Source organism: Planctomycetota bacterium (assembly GCA_018242585.1).
Classification (GTDB): Bacteria; Planctomycetota; Planctomycetia; order Pirellulales; family PNKZ01; genus JAFEBQ01.
On the sequence record JAFEBQ010000014.1, the window covers coordinates 1 to 13,749 of the forward strand.

The window sequence follows — 13,749 nt, forward strand, 5'->3', positions numbered from 1 at the left end:
TGACAGGCACCCGCGATCTCCCATTGGCACCGCCAGGCGAGCATGAACAAAGGTCTTCCAGAAGTTCGTGTCGAAGATGACGTGGCGCACGGAGCGCTTGCCGTTGACGTTCGGCATCCGCCAGTTGTGGCCGATCCGATCGCCTGGCTTGCGTTTGTATTCCGAGAAGGGCTGGCTCGAAGCGCCGACGAAGCGGCCGTGACTCGGCATCACGACGCCGGCATGCGCCGATTGCCGGCAGAACTGATAGATCACATCGGTGGATGAACCCCAGTTGGCGTCGACCAGACAGCGCTCGATGCGCAGCATTGCGCCATCGTCACGCCGCCATTCCCGCCCCAGGTATTCACGGGTGAGCGATTCGAGGCCGGAATAGATCGCGCCCTCTAAGCCGCTAGCCTTGGTAGCGACGGTCAATGTGCTGCGCGCATCACGTAACGTGAAGTAAGGGCGTTTCTGGTCGGGGAACGTGCCGTAGTCAACCACGTAGCCGGTGAAATCGTCTTCCCACGCGGCAACAACATAAAACAACAGCGTCGCCTGAACGTCGATGAACATCGTGAGGTGGTTACAACCGATGGGGACTTCGGCCCGCTGCATTCGATTGAACTTGCTGCCGATCTGGTCGGCCGTGAGTTCGTCGGCATCGACGGTGGCTTCGGGCAAGGGTTCGTTCTGGTACTCGGCAAAGAAGGCTGCTTCGTCCTGCAGCTTCAGGTTCATGGCGTGCTGAATGGCCGACAGCTCGTCGTGGTTAAACCGCTCGGGCCAGGCGATCACGGCACCCTCATCCATCGCGTCGCGGTTGTGCTCGTAGAACGCTGTCGCTTCTTCGCCACCATGCCCGTTGCGCAGGCTTTCGGCGCGCAGTTCGGCATACTTGGACCAGAGCTTTTCATTCGCGGGGAACGAATAGACCATCTTGGTCCGCTCGCCGTTCCATTCCGGGTGCTTTTCACGCGACAGAATGTTGTCGGCCATGTCGCTGGGGCGGATCACGGTGCAGGGCATGATCCCTGAAATCTTGTTGCCGGGGCCGGAGAGCCCCAGGACCGCGCCCGCCAGAATGCTTTCGCGCGTGGCGCACTGAGACAGGGACCGAGCGGACTCATCCGTTTGCGGATCGTCAAGCACGACGAGCGTAGGGCGCACCGTGCGGCCATCCGAACGCTTGTACTTCATCCCACGAATACGACCGGTGATGCCGGCCACCTTGATAATGGCTCCGGAGGCGATGCTGTCGGGCATTGTGGGGAGAACGATCTCGCGAGCAGTCCAGCCAATGTGCGTTCGTTCCCCTTTGTAGAGTTGGCCGTTGCAACGGTTGGCGATCCCGTCGAGGGCCTGGATCGGATAGACCACCTCGGGAAAATCCTCGAGCAGCAGGTCGTTGCCGTCGAGTTCCATCTTGATCGACTCGAGCATGTCCATCGCATGCCCTTCGTCGGAACCGATCAAGCAGACGAACTCGCGGTGACCATACAGTACCGCCCAGATGCAGGCGCACTCACAGATCGTGGTCTTGCCGCTGCCGCGGGGCATGGCCATCGCGAACAAGCCACCGCGCAACACGGCCTGCTCGATCTTGGCGATCACCTTCAAGTGGTCGGGGGACCACGGCAGGTGAAATGTCAGCGGAAAATAGGCGTCACAGAAGTAACGAAAGCTCGACGCGGCCTGCGCCTTTCGCTCGGGATTGACGACCGCCGGCAGTTCGCCGATATCACGGCCAGCCAGGGCAATCGCTGCATTGCGAGCGCGAGCTCGGTCCTTGAGCGCGGCATAGGGATCGCCCGCCGGTTCGGGCTTCGGTGTGTGCCTCTGCTCCACGAGCCAAGCCGTGTAGCGCAGCAAGTCAACGTGGCGAGCGTCGCCAATGCGCAGGCCAGCGCGACTGCGATGGCGGTGCAATTGCCGTTCGTTGATCACTTCGCCCAGGGGCGTTGAGTTCAACAGTCGGCAGAGTTCCGAGGGGCGCAGCTTGCGCGGGTCAGTCGCCATGTGATTCTCCCGCGCTGCGACCCATCTCTTTTGCCAACCAGGCGGCGTAATGGACCAGATTGATCGTCCCGTCGCGGTTGGTCGGTGCCCCCTGGGCCAGATCTTCGCGCAGCATCGCTTCGGTTACGGCCCGTCCCCCGACTTTCGCCAAGAGGCGCGCCGCATCCGCTACCGCCAGCGCCGTGGGATCGATCCGTATGTGGGACGTTTCGCCAGACATGCGATTTCGGCTCCCCTAAAGCGCCCCGAATAAACCTGCTGAATTCATCCAGAAAGCAGCGGAACGGCGCTTGAGCTGTGGCGCAACGCATGGCTCATGTGTGACTGTCCGCAGCGAACAACCGAACCACGCAACGGGAGACCAACGATGAACGCGAAAGACCGCAACAAGAAGCCACGCCTGGAAGCGGAAGCTGCTTATGAGAACGCTCACCTGGTGGCGACCGACCTGCTGCAATGCATTGGCGAACTGCTGCAAGACATGCCCGCGCCGGGGGACGACGAACACCCGATCGATTGGGGGCACGTTGGCAGCCTGTCGCACGTCAACGAACTGTTGTCGCAGATCGTCTGCTTCCTGGGGAACGTGGACGAAGACGAGATGTAAGCCGAAACGCGCTGCGACAGCGCGTCGCCCGCGGGTGGTTCCACGGGCCTGATGATGGCAGCCACACCATCGACCACGAAACGAAGGAGATCGAACATGTCCACGAAGAAAACAGCCAAGGCTCCCAAGGCGACCAAGGCCGCGAAGCCCGCAGCCAAGAAGGCCGGCAAGCCACAGGCCGAGGCGAAGCCCAAGAAGCTGAGCGCAATCGATGCTGCGGCGAAGGTACTGGCTGGCGCGAAGGAACCGTTGACCACCAAGCAGCTGATCGAGGCGATGGCTTCGAAGGGCCTCTGGACCAGCCCCGGCGGCAAGACGCCCCACGCCACTCTCTACAGCGCGATCCTGCGTGAGATCGCCACCAAGGGAAAAGAAGCCCGGTTCAAGAAGACCGAACGCGGGCACTTCGCCGCCAACGGGTAACGCCTTTTTTGTTTCCAATTCAATCCTCCTACGCCCCGGTTAACGCCGGGGTTTTCTCGTTGGCTGCCAGCCGTTCTGCCTTGCGCCCGGTGAACTTCTCCCAGCGCTGGACAATCACATCGCAGTACAAGACGTCGAGTTCCATCAAGAAGGCATGGCGACCCGTCTGCTCGGCGGCAATCAATGTGCTGCCGCTCCCGCCGAACAGGTCGAGCACGTTTTCACCCGTGCGCGATGAGTACTGCATCGCCCGCACCGCCAACTCGACCGGCTTCTCGGTCAGGTGGACCATCGACTGCGGATTGACCTTCTTGACGTGCCACAGATCGGTGGCGTTGTTGGGGCCCAGGTAGACGTGCGCCGCCCCCTCGCGCCAACCATAGAAGGCAATCTCAAAAGCTCCCATAAAGTCTTTTCGCGTCAGCACCGGGTGCTGCTTGTCCCAAACAATGCCCTGCGAAAAGTACAGTTCATGCTTCTTGAGGAACGGCGGATAGTTCCCGAGGTTGGCGTAGCCACCCCAAATGTAAAAGCCTCGGCCCGGTGCCAGCACGCGCGCGAGGTTGCCGAACCACGCATCAAGCAGCTGGTCGAATTCGCCATCGGTCACGAAGTCGTTGGCTAGCGGCCGATCCTTGGCGCGCAGCTTCTTCTGCGTCGGTTTCGACTTCTCGGGGTGGCGAGCCACATCGAGGCTTTGGTGGTGCGTCGTGCCGGCGAACGACGAGAGGCCGGCCGCGATGGCGTTGTTGCTGCGCGGCTCGACCTTCACGTTGTAAGGCGGGTCGGTGTTCACGAGGTGAATTACCGCGCCGCCAAGCAACCGATCGACGTCCGCGGGCTTGCTGCTATCGCCACAGAGCAACCGATGGTCGCCCAGCACCCACAAGTCACCGGGCTGTGTGGTTGCTGCATCCGGAGGCGCCGGCACTTCATCTGGATCGCAGAGCCCATCTTTCAAATCGGGATTGAGTAGCTTGGCCAGGTCGTCCTGGTCAAACCCGAGCAATCCCAGGTCGAAGTTGCATTGCTGCAGGTCTGCCAGTTCGATCGGTAACAGATCGTAGTTCCATTCGGCTAGCGACGCCGTCTGGTTGTCGGCAATCCGGTAGGCCTTGATCTGCTCGGGCGTCAAGTCTTTGGCGACATGGACCGGCACCTGTTCCAGGCCGAGTTGCTGTGCCGCCTTGAATCGGGTGTGTCCGCAGATGATCACCCCCGCTTCGTCAACCACGATCGGTTGTCGAAAGCCGAACTCTTTGATGCTGGCGGCCACGGCCGCCACGGCATCATCGTTCAGTCGCGGATTGTTGAGGTACGGCTTCAGCGTGGATAAACTTCGCAGTTCGATTTTCATGACCGGCTCCTTGATTGGCGGGTTGGCGAGTGTGAAAGCAGCAGTAAATGAATCCAGCGAACAGACTGAACCAGGCGAGTCGCCAGAAGAACGCTTCCAGACCTTTGGCCGTAGGAACCACGACCGCTTTCCAGAGGCTTTCGGGACGATGCTCGCGTGACGTATCAAGCGACATGGCAGTTCTCCCAATAGGGTTCGGACAACCAAAACAAACTCTCTCTAGGTTGGCGGCTGTTCCCGCTGCCAGCGGCGGACCGATTTCGCCCGGAAGTACCTATTGGCCCTGGCTTGCGTTGACCTTCCGTCTGCCAGTCTGGCACTCTCTGCCACTTTGGCACGCGCGCCGTGGGCCAACGGGTGGCGGCGTGTGGCGTTCGATTTCTGTTGCGACGAACCGGCCAACCATGCGCTCGTTGGCAAACGTGGGCCAACCGTGGCGACGACACGCGGGGGGCGCGCTGGTCCCGCACTTCGTCCGCGAGAGCGCTGGGAGCGCGGTGGTGTCGGTGGTGGGTGGTCCGCCTATATATAGGCGGGACCACCACCGCCAACCCCGGCTGGTCTCGGCGCGCCGGACCATCACGGACCACCGGGACCACCGCCAGCAGGAAGTTGGTATCCGAGCTCCTCGCGTTTGTTCTTTTGCAATTTGCATGTGACGACTTTCCCTTCTTGCACCAACGTATCCAGAACTGCCTGGATCGCCCTCGCTCCCACGCCTGCCGTATCACGGATCACGCGTGATGTCTCTCCGGCAGGGAACTTTTCGAGCGCGCTGAGGACCGCATGACGCTGCCGTTCCAGCTTGGCTTCGTGAACCAGTTGCTTGCGGTCATCGGCTGCTTCGCTGGCAGCGGTGATCCGCTCATGATGAGCCTCGAAGGCGCTGATCACTTCCACCTGCCAGCGACGACCGGCCAGTTCCTGGCGCGTTCCTTCTTCGATGTTCAAACCCCACAATCCGCTATGGCCGGCGCTGCCACCGACCGACATCCACAATTCGTGATGCCCGCCCTGGTCCGGGTCGTAACGAGCGCGTCGGTTGAGGAGCACCCATTGCCGCACGAATTCTTGAAAGCCAGCCCACGCAATGTTTTCCAACTCGGCGGGCTCGTAGGGATCGGCGATGCTCTTCTTGAGGTGATGGCAGAGTAGCGGCGTGCAGCCAGTGGCTTGCGCGATATCACCCAGCGACTTCAAAAACGCGCCGACGACAAACAGATTGCCCGCTTGGTCGGCCAGTCCGAGCATCATCAAATACGTCGGATCGAGGATCAGCACTTCCAGCCGGTGTGTTGTGATAAAACGTTCCAGGGCTTGCACCTGTTCCGCTTTGCCGAGCTGTGGGACGGCAAACGACCAGAGCACATTGGTAAAATCGCGCAGGCGACCTTGTTTGGCCACCGCGATGCGACGCGCGGTTTCTTGGATCGTGGCCGCACCGGATTCGCCCGACATTAACCCCACGCGCACTTCCTTGTCGGCCGCGAAGTGCCCCAAGAACCGACCTCCGGAAGCAAGGGAGAGGGCCAGGTCGATGCTGATGTTCGTCTTGAGCGTTTTCTTGGGGCCGGCGATTACCCCTGGTTGCCCGCGCACGAGAATACCGTTGATGAGGTATTCGAGCTCGTACTGGTTGTCGTCGAGTTGTTGAGATGTGATCGCCTCAAATGCCAAGGGCTCGATGGCTCCAGACGCTGAAACGAGTTGCTCCCAATGATTCTCGGCGATGGCTGTCGCGACCTGATCTGGCGCATATCGCGTGACATTCCCAGCAATTCGATCCACTTCGACCGGAGACAACGACGGAACGCATCGATCGCGATTGACTTGAGTCAGGGCCGCGATGATTTCCGCTTTCGACATCCCGACTCGGCGCATTGAGCCCGCTAACCGAATCAAGGTGCCATTACGCTGGCCGGCAGGAATGGGATTGGCGTCCGAGTTGCCTATCGCAGCCTGAATTGGTGGCGAGGTCGGACCCAGCTGGTCGAGCTGAGCAGTGAGCCAATCGGGCGGCGGAGGCAATCGGTCTGAAGGGACGTCGAGCTCCGAGCCTGCTATCCAGTGATAAGTCCCATCGGGCCGGCGGGACGGGGCCACGACGATATAACCACCATCGGTGCGGGTATCGACCTGTGCCGCAAGTTGCCCCACCGTGCAACGCCACGCCGAACCGGCTGGCTTACGGAACACGTAATGCCAACCGCCGCGCGGCGTTCGGGCCGTTGGCGCAACCGAAAGCTCGATCGCACGTTCGGGCGTCAGCCACGGATTGTTCTCGCCGTCGACGTCGATCACCAACAGCCCATCGGCTGCCAACCCGATACAAGCCGAGGGGAATTGCCCCCACCAAGAAGCGATCTGCTCGGGGTCGCACGATGCGTCTTTGAAGCCGTGTCGAGTGAGCGGCGCGGGGTTCAGGCCGTCGGCGCAGGGAAAGACGCGGTAACCGAGTTCGGCGTAGCGCTCTGCTGCCTCCAGCAGCCTGACCATGAAAACATCCCCGCTCGACATATCCCCAGGCGACCTGGGCAGCAGTTACTCCGCTACTGAATAACTTCCGCAATCGGTGGGCGGGATGCGCCACAGGAGGGCAATGATTATTTCCGCGGGTGGCCACTTATTGGCGCTTGTGATCGATCCGCCAGACGCCTATAGTAGCTGGCGTGCTAAATGTCAGGTCTATTTAATTGATTTATGGGCTAATTAAAACGGCGGTCCGCAATGCCTTTGCAGCCGAAAAAACGTGGCCCTAAGCCAAAACTTGGGATTACCCCTCCGCAGCGGCGCACGCTGCTGGAGATCGACCGTTACTGCCGTCGTCACCAATTCGCTCCGACCATCCAAGAACTCGCCGAGGCCCTGGAGATTTCTCCAGCGAGCGTCCATGAACAAATCAACCAACTGGTGCGCAAGGGTTACCTAAAACGTTCCGGAGGCAAGACCCGCGGCTTGGTCGTCCTCCGCAAGCCCCAGGACCACCCGTCTCGGTTGGTCCCCATTCCGCTCGTCGGCACCGTCGCGGCCGGGTGGCCCTCCTGGTCCGAGGAAGACGTGCTCGGTGAAGTGCTCGTGGAGCAGGACTTAGCGGCGAGAGACCGTTGCTTCGCGCTCGCGGTGCGCGGAGAAAGCATGCGCTCAGCGGGAATCGGCGATGGAGACGTGGTGATTATTCGCCAGCAACCGCTGGCTGAATGTGGCGACATTGTCGTGGCGCTGGTCGACGGTGAGGCAACCGTGAAGCGGTTGTTCCTGCAGGATCATACCATCGAACTGCAACCTGAAAGTCCCTTGAAAAAATATCGGCCGATTCCGATTGGCCCAGAAACTGATTTTAGAATCGTTGGCAAGGTCGTGGCCGTGCGCGGTCGCGTCGCCACGAGTTGAAACCTTCGCTGAGCGAACTCCTTGAGGCGCTGGGCCTAAGCCGCTCGATTTGTTGACATCCGTAGAACCGTCTGCTCGTTCGCCCAGCCACCCCGTCGCCTGTGATTCGCGAGCGCGGGTGCGCGCCTGCGCGGTGTGGCGAGACGATCGAGAAAAGATTTTTGTGGCGCATGCGATCGCTCGTTTGCGGATGTTTTCAAGTGAGGAAGTTGTGATGCACTAAGACAGGTGACTGATGGCGGTGGATATCAAGACAGTGGATACCAAGGCATTGACGCCCGCGCGGCGTTGGCTGCTGGAACGGATGCACCAAACGAATCATGGCACGATGCACAACCTGATCGTTCGCGGCGGCGAGCCCGTGCTCGACCCGCCACCGAAGATCAGGCAAGCGTTCAAGCTGAGTGGTCAACGGAGTAGGCCCAGAACGATTTCGAGAGAGTTTGTGCTGAAAGATCAGCATGTCGAATTATTCGAGTTGATGGAAAGCAAACAAAACGGAGTGATCTCGAAGCTGGTGATCCAGGATGGGTTGCCGTTTCTCGCGGAATGGGATGTCGATTGAAGGCCTGTGGTCTTCGATCGAGAACCAGCTTCAGCAGTTTTTTAGCCAGACAATTCGCCGACCGCCAAGCGGAAGCGATTGTGGGCGACGCCGACAACGGCAGCGCACACAGTCGGTCCGCTGTTTTTGTTGGTGCCGCTCGCTCGCCCCGCTGGCCAGCCAGGAGCACCACCATGACGACCCTCTATGCGCCCGACGTCACCGACAAAGTGGCCACCCATTTCATTCGCAACGCCGCTCGAGCGCTCGTGGCCGACGGAAGTTTTCCGCGGTCGGACCTCGAGGACGTGATCCAGGACTTGCAACTGGCGCTGCTGGAACAGTCCGACAATTTCGATCCCGACCGCTCGCGCTGGTCGACGTTCGTCAAACACGTCGTCAGGAACACAGCGATTTCGTTGCGCCGACGCCAGCGAGCACTCTGCCGTCAGGCTCAAGGGGAATTGTCATCGCTTAACGTGTTGATCGCAGATGGCGATGGGCACTTGATTGAATTCGAGGCCACGGTCGGCGAGGAAGAATTCCGCACGGGGCATGGGCAGGATTTCGTACCGCATCCCGAACAGGTTGAGTTAGCGCTCGATCTCGCAGCCCTGCTCGACACGCTCTCTGAGGAATTGCGCGAGATATGCGAACTCCTCAAGCTCCTCACGCCAACCGAGGCGCGCCGCGAATTGGAGATCTCGCGGACGACGATGGACCGCCGTCTGGTCGCGTTACGGGAGCTCTTTCGTGCCGCGGGCATCGCACCCCAGGACTGACACGGACGTCGTCTGGCGCTATTACGGCCTTCCCCTTTGTTCGCGAGCGTTCTCATGTCACGTGCAGTTGCACCATTTGTTCCGACCGATGTGCTTGTCCACGAACCGGCGGAGGTTTACCACGCCCAGCGGGGCGAGTATCTCACGAGCCATTTGCTGGGTGACTTTCGCCGTTGTCCACAGCTTTACTTCCGCCGGCGGGCTGGGCTGATTCCCGACGAGAGCCGCCCCGCGTACCTCGTGGGGCGCGCTGCGCACGCGCTCATCCTGGAAGGAAGGGAATCCTTCCAGAACGCGTTCGCGGTTGGCGGGCCAATCAATCCCAAAACCGGTCAACCGTATGGGCCGACCACCAAGGCCTTTAGCGATTGGGCGGCCGCCCAACAAAAAACCGTCCTCACGGCCGACCAACGGGCGCTCGTGGAAAGCATGGCCGATAGCTTCGGACGTCACGAACTGGCGAGCGAATTGTTGTCGGACGGCGTGGCCGAAGGGGTGGTGCGGAGTGATTACGGCGGCATCCCCTGCCAAATCCGGATCGACTGGTTTGCACCGCACCGCGCGCTGTGCGATCTGAAAACGGTCGACAGCCTCGATTACTTCGAGGCCGACGCCCGGCGCTACGGATATTGCCACCAAGTCGCGTTCTATGTCGCCGTATTGCGCGAGCGGATCGGCCTTTGGATGCCGGCGTATTTCATCGCCGTTGAAAAGCGCGAGCCCTATCGCACCGGCGTCTGGCGGATCGCGGACGAAGTGCTGCAACATGCGGTCGGTGAAAACGAAGCGGCCATCCGACGCTTACGGCAGTGTGCGGCCAGCGGACACTGGCCCACGGGTTACGAGGAGCAACGCTTTTTTGATTTTCTATGAATGCCTGGCAACGCGCGACGGGTGTGGCGGGCCAACACCAATCGCGCTCTCGTGAGCCGTGCCGAGTCGGCCGCCCGTCGTCGTTGCCAGCGATTATCCGTCAACCGTTAAGCGAGCGAACGAAAGGACATCGACATGGGAAAACTGCAAAACATCTTACAGGGCCGCGCCGCCTCTCCCCCACGCCTGCTGGTCTATGGCACCGAGGGAATCGGCAAGTCATCGCTCGCGGCCCGAGCCCCGCAGCCTATTTTCATCCAAACCGAAGACGGGCTGGGAGAAATCGACTGCCACCGGTTTCCGCTGGCGCAATCGTTCGCCGACGTCCAAGGGGCGCTCACGGAGCTTGGCAACGAGCCTCACGACTACCAAACCGTCGTGATCGATTCCCTCGATTGGCTGGAACGATTGATCTGGGATGCCGTCTGTCAGGATTACGGGGCGAAATCAATCGAAAAAGTCGATGGCGGCTATGGCAAGGGTTACGTCTACGCGCTCACCCCTTGGCGGCAATTCATCGATCAGCTCAGCGCGCTCCATCGCCAGCGCTCGATGGCGGTGATTCTCATCGCCCACGCCAAGGTCGAAAAGTTCGACGACCCCGAGTCGAGCCCCTACGACCGTTATTCGCCGCGCTTGCACAAGCACGCCGCGGCGTTGCTCACCGAGTGGTGCGACGCGGTCCTCTTTGCCGCGCGTAAATTCCGCACCCAAACCGAGGACGCCGGCTTTGGCCGCAAACGGACCATCGCCCACGCCATCGGCAAAGACGGAGGGGAGCGCATTCTGCGCACGGTTGGTGGTCCCTCCTGTGTGGCCAAGAACCGCTACAACCTCGACGGCGAATTGCCGCTGGACTGGAGCGCGCTGCTGACGGGCATTACCTCGAGCGCCGCGATGAGCGCCTGATCGATCCTTTCACCTACCTCACGGAGACAAGCAGATGGCGACCCTCAAAGGCTTTGACGCGAACGAAGTCGAACCGGCGACCGATTTTGAACCGATCCCGGCTGGTAAATACCTGGCGGTCATTACCGAAAGCGAACTCAAACCCAACAAGTTGGGCACCGGAAGTTACCTGCAACTCACTTTCCAAGTGATCGAAGGAGAGTTCAAAGGGCGGTTTCTCTGGGCACGGCTCAATCTCGATCACCCCAATGCCACGGCGGTCAAGATTGCCCGCGCTGAACTCTCGGCCGTTTGCCGGGCGGTCGGCGTCACGTCCCCGAACGACTCGTTCGAGTTGCACGACTTGCCGCTCTTGATCTCGGTGAAGAGCAAGAAGCGCGCCGACACCGGTGAGCTCACTAACGAGATCAAGGGCTACGCCAAGAAGGAAGCTGCCGCCGGCAAGCCGGTCCAGGCGGCGGTTGATACGACTCCCCCCTGGCGTCGCGCGAGTTAGCGCGGTCGAGGCGCGCGAGGGAGCGGCGCGGGCTGACGCGTCGTTCCGTAGCCTGCTCCCCGCGCCGGGACGGGGCGATTACTCAGGGGTGACGCGATGGGTTTGAAATCACGCAACAAGGGAAAACGGGGCGAACGGGAAGCGGCGGCCGAATTGCGGCGGCTGTTTCGCGTCGACGCCAATCGTGGCTGCCAATATGCCGGTGGCCACGACTCTCCCGACATTCGCACCTCCATCCCCCGCGTGCATTTCGAGGTGAAACGGGCCGAAGCGTTTCGCCTCTATCCAGCCCTGAACCAAGCGATCCATGACGCCGACCAAGCCATTCCGGTCGTGTTGCACAAGCAGAACCAGCAACCGTGGGTGGCAGTCGTGCGGCTGGATGACCTGCCGCAACTTGCCGTCGAACTCTACCTAACCTTGGCACAAAACCAATAACTCGGTTGTTCCCCCCACGGTCGTATGCAACTTCGTCCGTACCAAGCCGAGGCCGTCGCCGCCGTTTATCGACACCTGCGCGGGCGCGACGACAACCCGGTGGTGGTCGTTCCCACCGCCGGCGGCAAGACACCCATTCTGGCGACCGTTTGCCGCGATGCGGTGAATGTTTGGAAAGGACGGGTCCTGGTCGTCAGTCATGTCAAGGAACTGCTCGAGCAAGCTGTCGATAAATTGAGACTCGTGTGTCCCGAGCTCCCCGTCGGCGTCTATTCGGCCGGGTTGGGCCGGCGCGACATCTCTCAGCGCGTGATCGTGGCCGGCATCCAATCCGTCTACAAACGGGCCCAGGAACTGGGGGCGTTCGACCTGATCGTCGTCGATGAAGCCCATTTGATTCCCGCCGATGGCGAAGGGATGTATCGGCAGTTTCTCTCCGACGCCAAGAGGCTCAGTCCGCACCTGCGTGTGATCGGATTAACTGCGACACCGTTTCGATTGGGTTCCGGGTCGATCTGTGCGCCGGATCACTTTCTCAATGCCATCTGCTACGAAGTTGGCATCAAGGAATTGATTCGCGACGGCTATCTCTGCCCCCTCGTGAGCAAAGCGGGCGTCTCGACCGTGAACACCAGCGCCCTCCCAGTGCGCGGCGGTGATTTTGTCGCCGATGCGGTCGAGACGCTGATGGACGCCGATGGCTTGGTGAATGCCGCCTGCGCAGAAATCGTGGAGCGGACCAAAGATCGGCAGGCGTGCTTGATCTTTGCCAGTGGCGTTTGCCACGGGGAGCACGTCGCGCGCGTGCTGCACGAACAGTTTGGCGCGGAGTGCGGCTTTGTATGCGGCAACACGCCAGCGCCGCTGCGAGAAGAACTTCTGGCCAGGTTTCGTGGGGAATGCTCCCCAGGTTTATTTGGACATGCCCCGCTCAAATACCTTTGCAACGTGAACGTTCTGACCACGGGTTTCGATGTCCCCCACATCGACTGCGTGGCGCTGCTGCGCCCGACGATGTCCGCTGGCTTGTATTACCAGATGGTCGGACGGGGATTTCGTCTTCATCCCAATAAGTCGAACTGCTTGGTGCTCGACTTCGGCGGCAACCTCGTGCGGCACGGGCCAGTGGACCAGGTGCAACCGAAGCATCGCAACGGCGCTGGCTGTGGCCCAGCGCCGGCCAAGGAATGTCCCGAGTGCCATTCCGTAATTGCTGCCGGCTATGCGAACTGCCCCGACTGCGGCCATGCATTTCCGCCGCCGGAGCGTCCGGCTCACGAGCCGAAAGCCAGCGAAGCGGGCGTGCTATCGGGACAAGTGACGCTTACGACGCATCGCGTCAGCGACGTTTATTACTCGATCCATACCAAGCGGGACGCCCGTGAAGGGAACCCGCGGACCATGCGCGTCGACTACAAGGTCGGCTGGCACGACTACCAATCGGAATGGATTTGCTTGGAACATGCGGGATACGCCCGTCAAAAAGCAGCCGCTTGGTGGAAACGCCGTTCTCCTGACCCAGTACCAGGCACCATTGAGCGGGCTGTGGAACTTGCCCAGGCCGGAGCGTTAGCCAGACCAATGGCGATCACGGTCCGCTCCGTGGCGGGTGAACCCTACGAGCGAATCATCGGCTACGAGCTTGGTCCGTTGCCTGAGCCGCTGCCGGCGGAAGCGCTCGAGACGTTTGAGGAATTGACCCATGATGACATTCCCTTCTGAGAGGACCCCACGATGCGCATTGAAGTGAACGACGAGGCGTTTCGGCTCCGGTTGAATCGAACCGATGTGCAGTCGGTGCAGCGCGTGGCGACAAACCTTATCGATCGCACGCCGAAATGCGATCCACGTCCCTGCAGGCCGCGCTTGCGGGAGTGTCTCGATTGCGGAGGGACATTCTTGACGTGTCGTTGCCGGCCAGGCGAAGGT

14 protein-coding genes and 1 other RNA gene are annotated in these 13,749 nt (G+C 60.9%); 11 read left to right on the plus strand and 4 right to left on the minus strand.

Features of this window, described 5'->3' with window-relative positions:
- Together JSS27_07845 and JSS27_07850 are read right to left on the minus strand one after the other, a co-directional pair.
- Window positions 1–2,001, minus strand: a 2,001-nt coding sequence (locus tag JSS27_07845) for a phage terminase large subunit family protein (GenBank protein ID MBS0208850.1), incomplete at its 3' end; no start/stop codon positions are given.
- Window positions 1,991–2,221, minus strand: coding sequence for a hypothetical protein (locus JSS27_07850; GenBank protein MBS0208851.1), 231 nt, complete (start codon window positions 2,219–2,221; stop codon window positions 1,991–1,993). The genes JSS27_07850 and JSS27_07845, both read right to left, overlap by 11 nt.
- 147 nt (window positions 2,222–2,368) lie before the next feature.
- Here JSS27_07850 and JSS27_07855 point away from each other — a divergent pair, with 147 nt between their 5' ends.
- From JSS27_07855 to JSS27_07865, 3 genes are all read left to right on the plus strand, one after another.
- Window positions 2,369–2,608, plus strand: a complete 240-nt coding sequence (locus JSS27_07855; GenBank protein MBS0208852.1) for a hypothetical protein — start codon at window positions 2,369–2,371, stop codon at window positions 2,606–2,608.
- An RNA gene (locus JSS27_07860) (hammerhead ribozyme type II) lies at window positions 2,608–2,675 on the plus strand. Before JSS27_07855 ends, JSS27_07860 begins: the two co-directional genes overlap by 1 nt.
- A 29-nt stretch (window positions 2,676–2,704) precedes the next feature.
- Window positions 2,705–3,031, plus strand: a complete 327-nt coding sequence (locus tag JSS27_07865) for a winged helix-turn-helix domain-containing protein (protein MBS0208853.1) — start codon at window positions 2,705–2,707, stop codon at window positions 3,029–3,031.
- Between the two features lie 28 nt (window positions 3,032–3,059).
- Here the strand turns inward: JSS27_07865 and JSS27_07870 are convergent, their stop codons facing one another.
- Complete coding sequence (locus JSS27_07870) at window positions 3,060–4,388, minus strand: ParB N-terminal domain-containing protein (GenBank protein MBS0208854.1); 1,329 nt, start codon at window positions 4,386–4,388, stop codon at window positions 3,060–3,062.
- Window positions 4,389–4,967: 579 nt separating this feature from the next.
- Entirely contained in the window at window positions 4,968–6,884 is a 1,917-nt protein-coding gene (locus JSS27_07875) for a bifunctional DNA primase/polymerase (protein ID MBS0208855.1), read from the minus strand.
- Window positions 6,885–7,115: 231 nt separating this feature from the next.
- On the opposite strand from JSS27_07875, the gene lexA reads away from it, so the two are divergent.
- The 8 genes from lexA to JSS27_07915 all read left to right on the plus strand — a co-directional run bounded on the left by lexA (window position 7,116) and on the right by JSS27_07915 (window position 13,542).
- Window positions 7,116–7,778 (plus strand): repressor LexA, encoded by a 663-nt coding sequence (lexA, locus tag JSS27_07880; GenBank protein ID MBS0208856.1) that lies wholly within the window; start codon window positions 7,116–7,118, stop codon window positions 7,776–7,778.
- A 235-nt stretch (window positions 7,779–8,013) separates the two neighbouring features.
- Window positions 8,014–8,343 (plus strand): hypothetical protein, encoded by a 330-nt coding sequence (locus JSS27_07885; protein ID MBS0208857.1) that lies wholly within the window; start codon window positions 8,014–8,016, stop codon window positions 8,341–8,343.
- Between the two features lie 173 nt (window positions 8,344–8,516).
- Window positions 8,517–9,104, plus strand: a complete 588-nt coding sequence (locus JSS27_07890) for a sigma-70 family RNA polymerase sigma factor (protein ID MBS0208858.1) — start codon at window positions 8,517–8,519, stop codon at window positions 9,102–9,104.
- 36 nt (window positions 9,105–9,140) lie between these two features.
- Window positions 9,141–9,977, plus strand: a complete 837-nt coding sequence (locus tag JSS27_07895; protein MBS0208859.1) for a PD-(D/E)XK nuclease-like domain-containing protein — start codon at window positions 9,141–9,143, stop codon at window positions 9,975–9,977.
- A 135-nt stretch (window positions 9,978–10,112) separates the two neighbouring features.
- Window positions 10,113–10,886, plus strand: a complete 774-nt coding sequence (locus JSS27_07900) for an ATP-binding protein (protein ID MBS0208860.1) — start codon at window positions 10,113–10,115, stop codon at window positions 10,884–10,886.
- Between the two features lie 34 nt (window positions 10,887–10,920).
- Complete coding sequence (locus JSS27_07905; protein MBS0208861.1) at window positions 10,921–11,382, plus strand: DUF669 domain-containing protein; 462 nt, start codon at window positions 10,921–10,923, stop codon at window positions 11,380–11,382.
- A gap of 96 nt (window positions 11,383–11,478) precedes the next feature.
- Window positions 11,479–11,820: a hypothetical protein gene (locus tag JSS27_07910; protein MBS0208862.1), complete on the plus strand. Its 342-nt coding sequence runs from the start codon at window positions 11,479–11,481 to the stop codon at window positions 11,818–11,820.
- 24 nt (window positions 11,821–11,844) lie between these two features.
- Window positions 11,845–13,542 (plus strand): DEAD/DEAH box helicase family protein, encoded by a 1,698-nt coding sequence (locus JSS27_07915; GenBank protein MBS0208863.1) that lies wholly within the window; start codon window positions 11,845–11,847, stop codon window positions 13,540–13,542.
- Window positions 13,543–13,749 lie beyond the last annotated feature (207 nt).

Bases quoted from the DNA above. Each gene is read 5' to 3' on its own strand.
- JSS27_07850 (MBS0208851.1), bottom strand. From the start codon at position 2,221: ATGTCTGGCGAAACGTCCCACATACGGATCGATCCCACGGCGCTGGCG.
- JSS27_07870 (MBS0208854.1), bottom strand. From the start codon at position 4,388: ATGAAAATCGAACTGCGAAGTTTATCCACGCTGAAGCCGTACCTCAAC.
- JSS27_07910 (MBS0208862.1), top strand. From the start codon at position 11,479: ATGGGTTTGAAATCACGCAACAAGGGAAAACGGGGCGAACGGGAAGCG.
- JSS27_07890 (MBS0208858.1), top strand. From the start codon at position 8,517: ATGACGACCCTCTATGCGCCCGACGTCACCGACAAAGTGGCCACCCAT.
- JSS27_07855 (MBS0208852.1), top strand. From the start codon at position 2,369: ATGAACGCGAAAGACCGCAACAAGAAGCCACGCCTGGAAGCGGAAGCT.
- JSS27_07865 (MBS0208853.1), top strand. From the start codon at position 2,705: ATGTCCACGAAGAAAACAGCCAAGGCTCCCAAGGCGACCAAGGCCGCG.
- JSS27_07875 (MBS0208855.1), bottom strand. From the start codon at position 6,884: ATGGTCAGGCTGCTGGAGGCAGCAGAGCGCTACGCCGAACTCGGTTAC.
- JSS27_07900 (MBS0208860.1), top strand. From the start codon at position 10,113: ATGGGAAAACTGCAAAACATCTTACAGGGCCGCGCCGCCTCTCCCCCA.
- JSS27_07915 (MBS0208863.1), top strand. From the start codon at position 11,845: ATGCAACTTCGTCCGTACCAAGCCGAGGCCGTCGCCGCCGTTTATCGA.
- lexA (MBS0208856.1), top strand. From the start codon at position 7,116: ATGCCTTTGCAGCCGAAAAAACGTGGCCCTAAGCCAAAACTTGGGATT.
- JSS27_07905 (MBS0208861.1), top strand. From the start codon at position 10,921: ATGGCGACCCTCAAAGGCTTTGACGCGAACGAAGTCGAACCGGCGACC.
- JSS27_07885 (MBS0208857.1), top strand. From the start codon at position 8,014: ATGGCGGTGGATATCAAGACAGTGGATACCAAGGCATTGACGCCCGCG.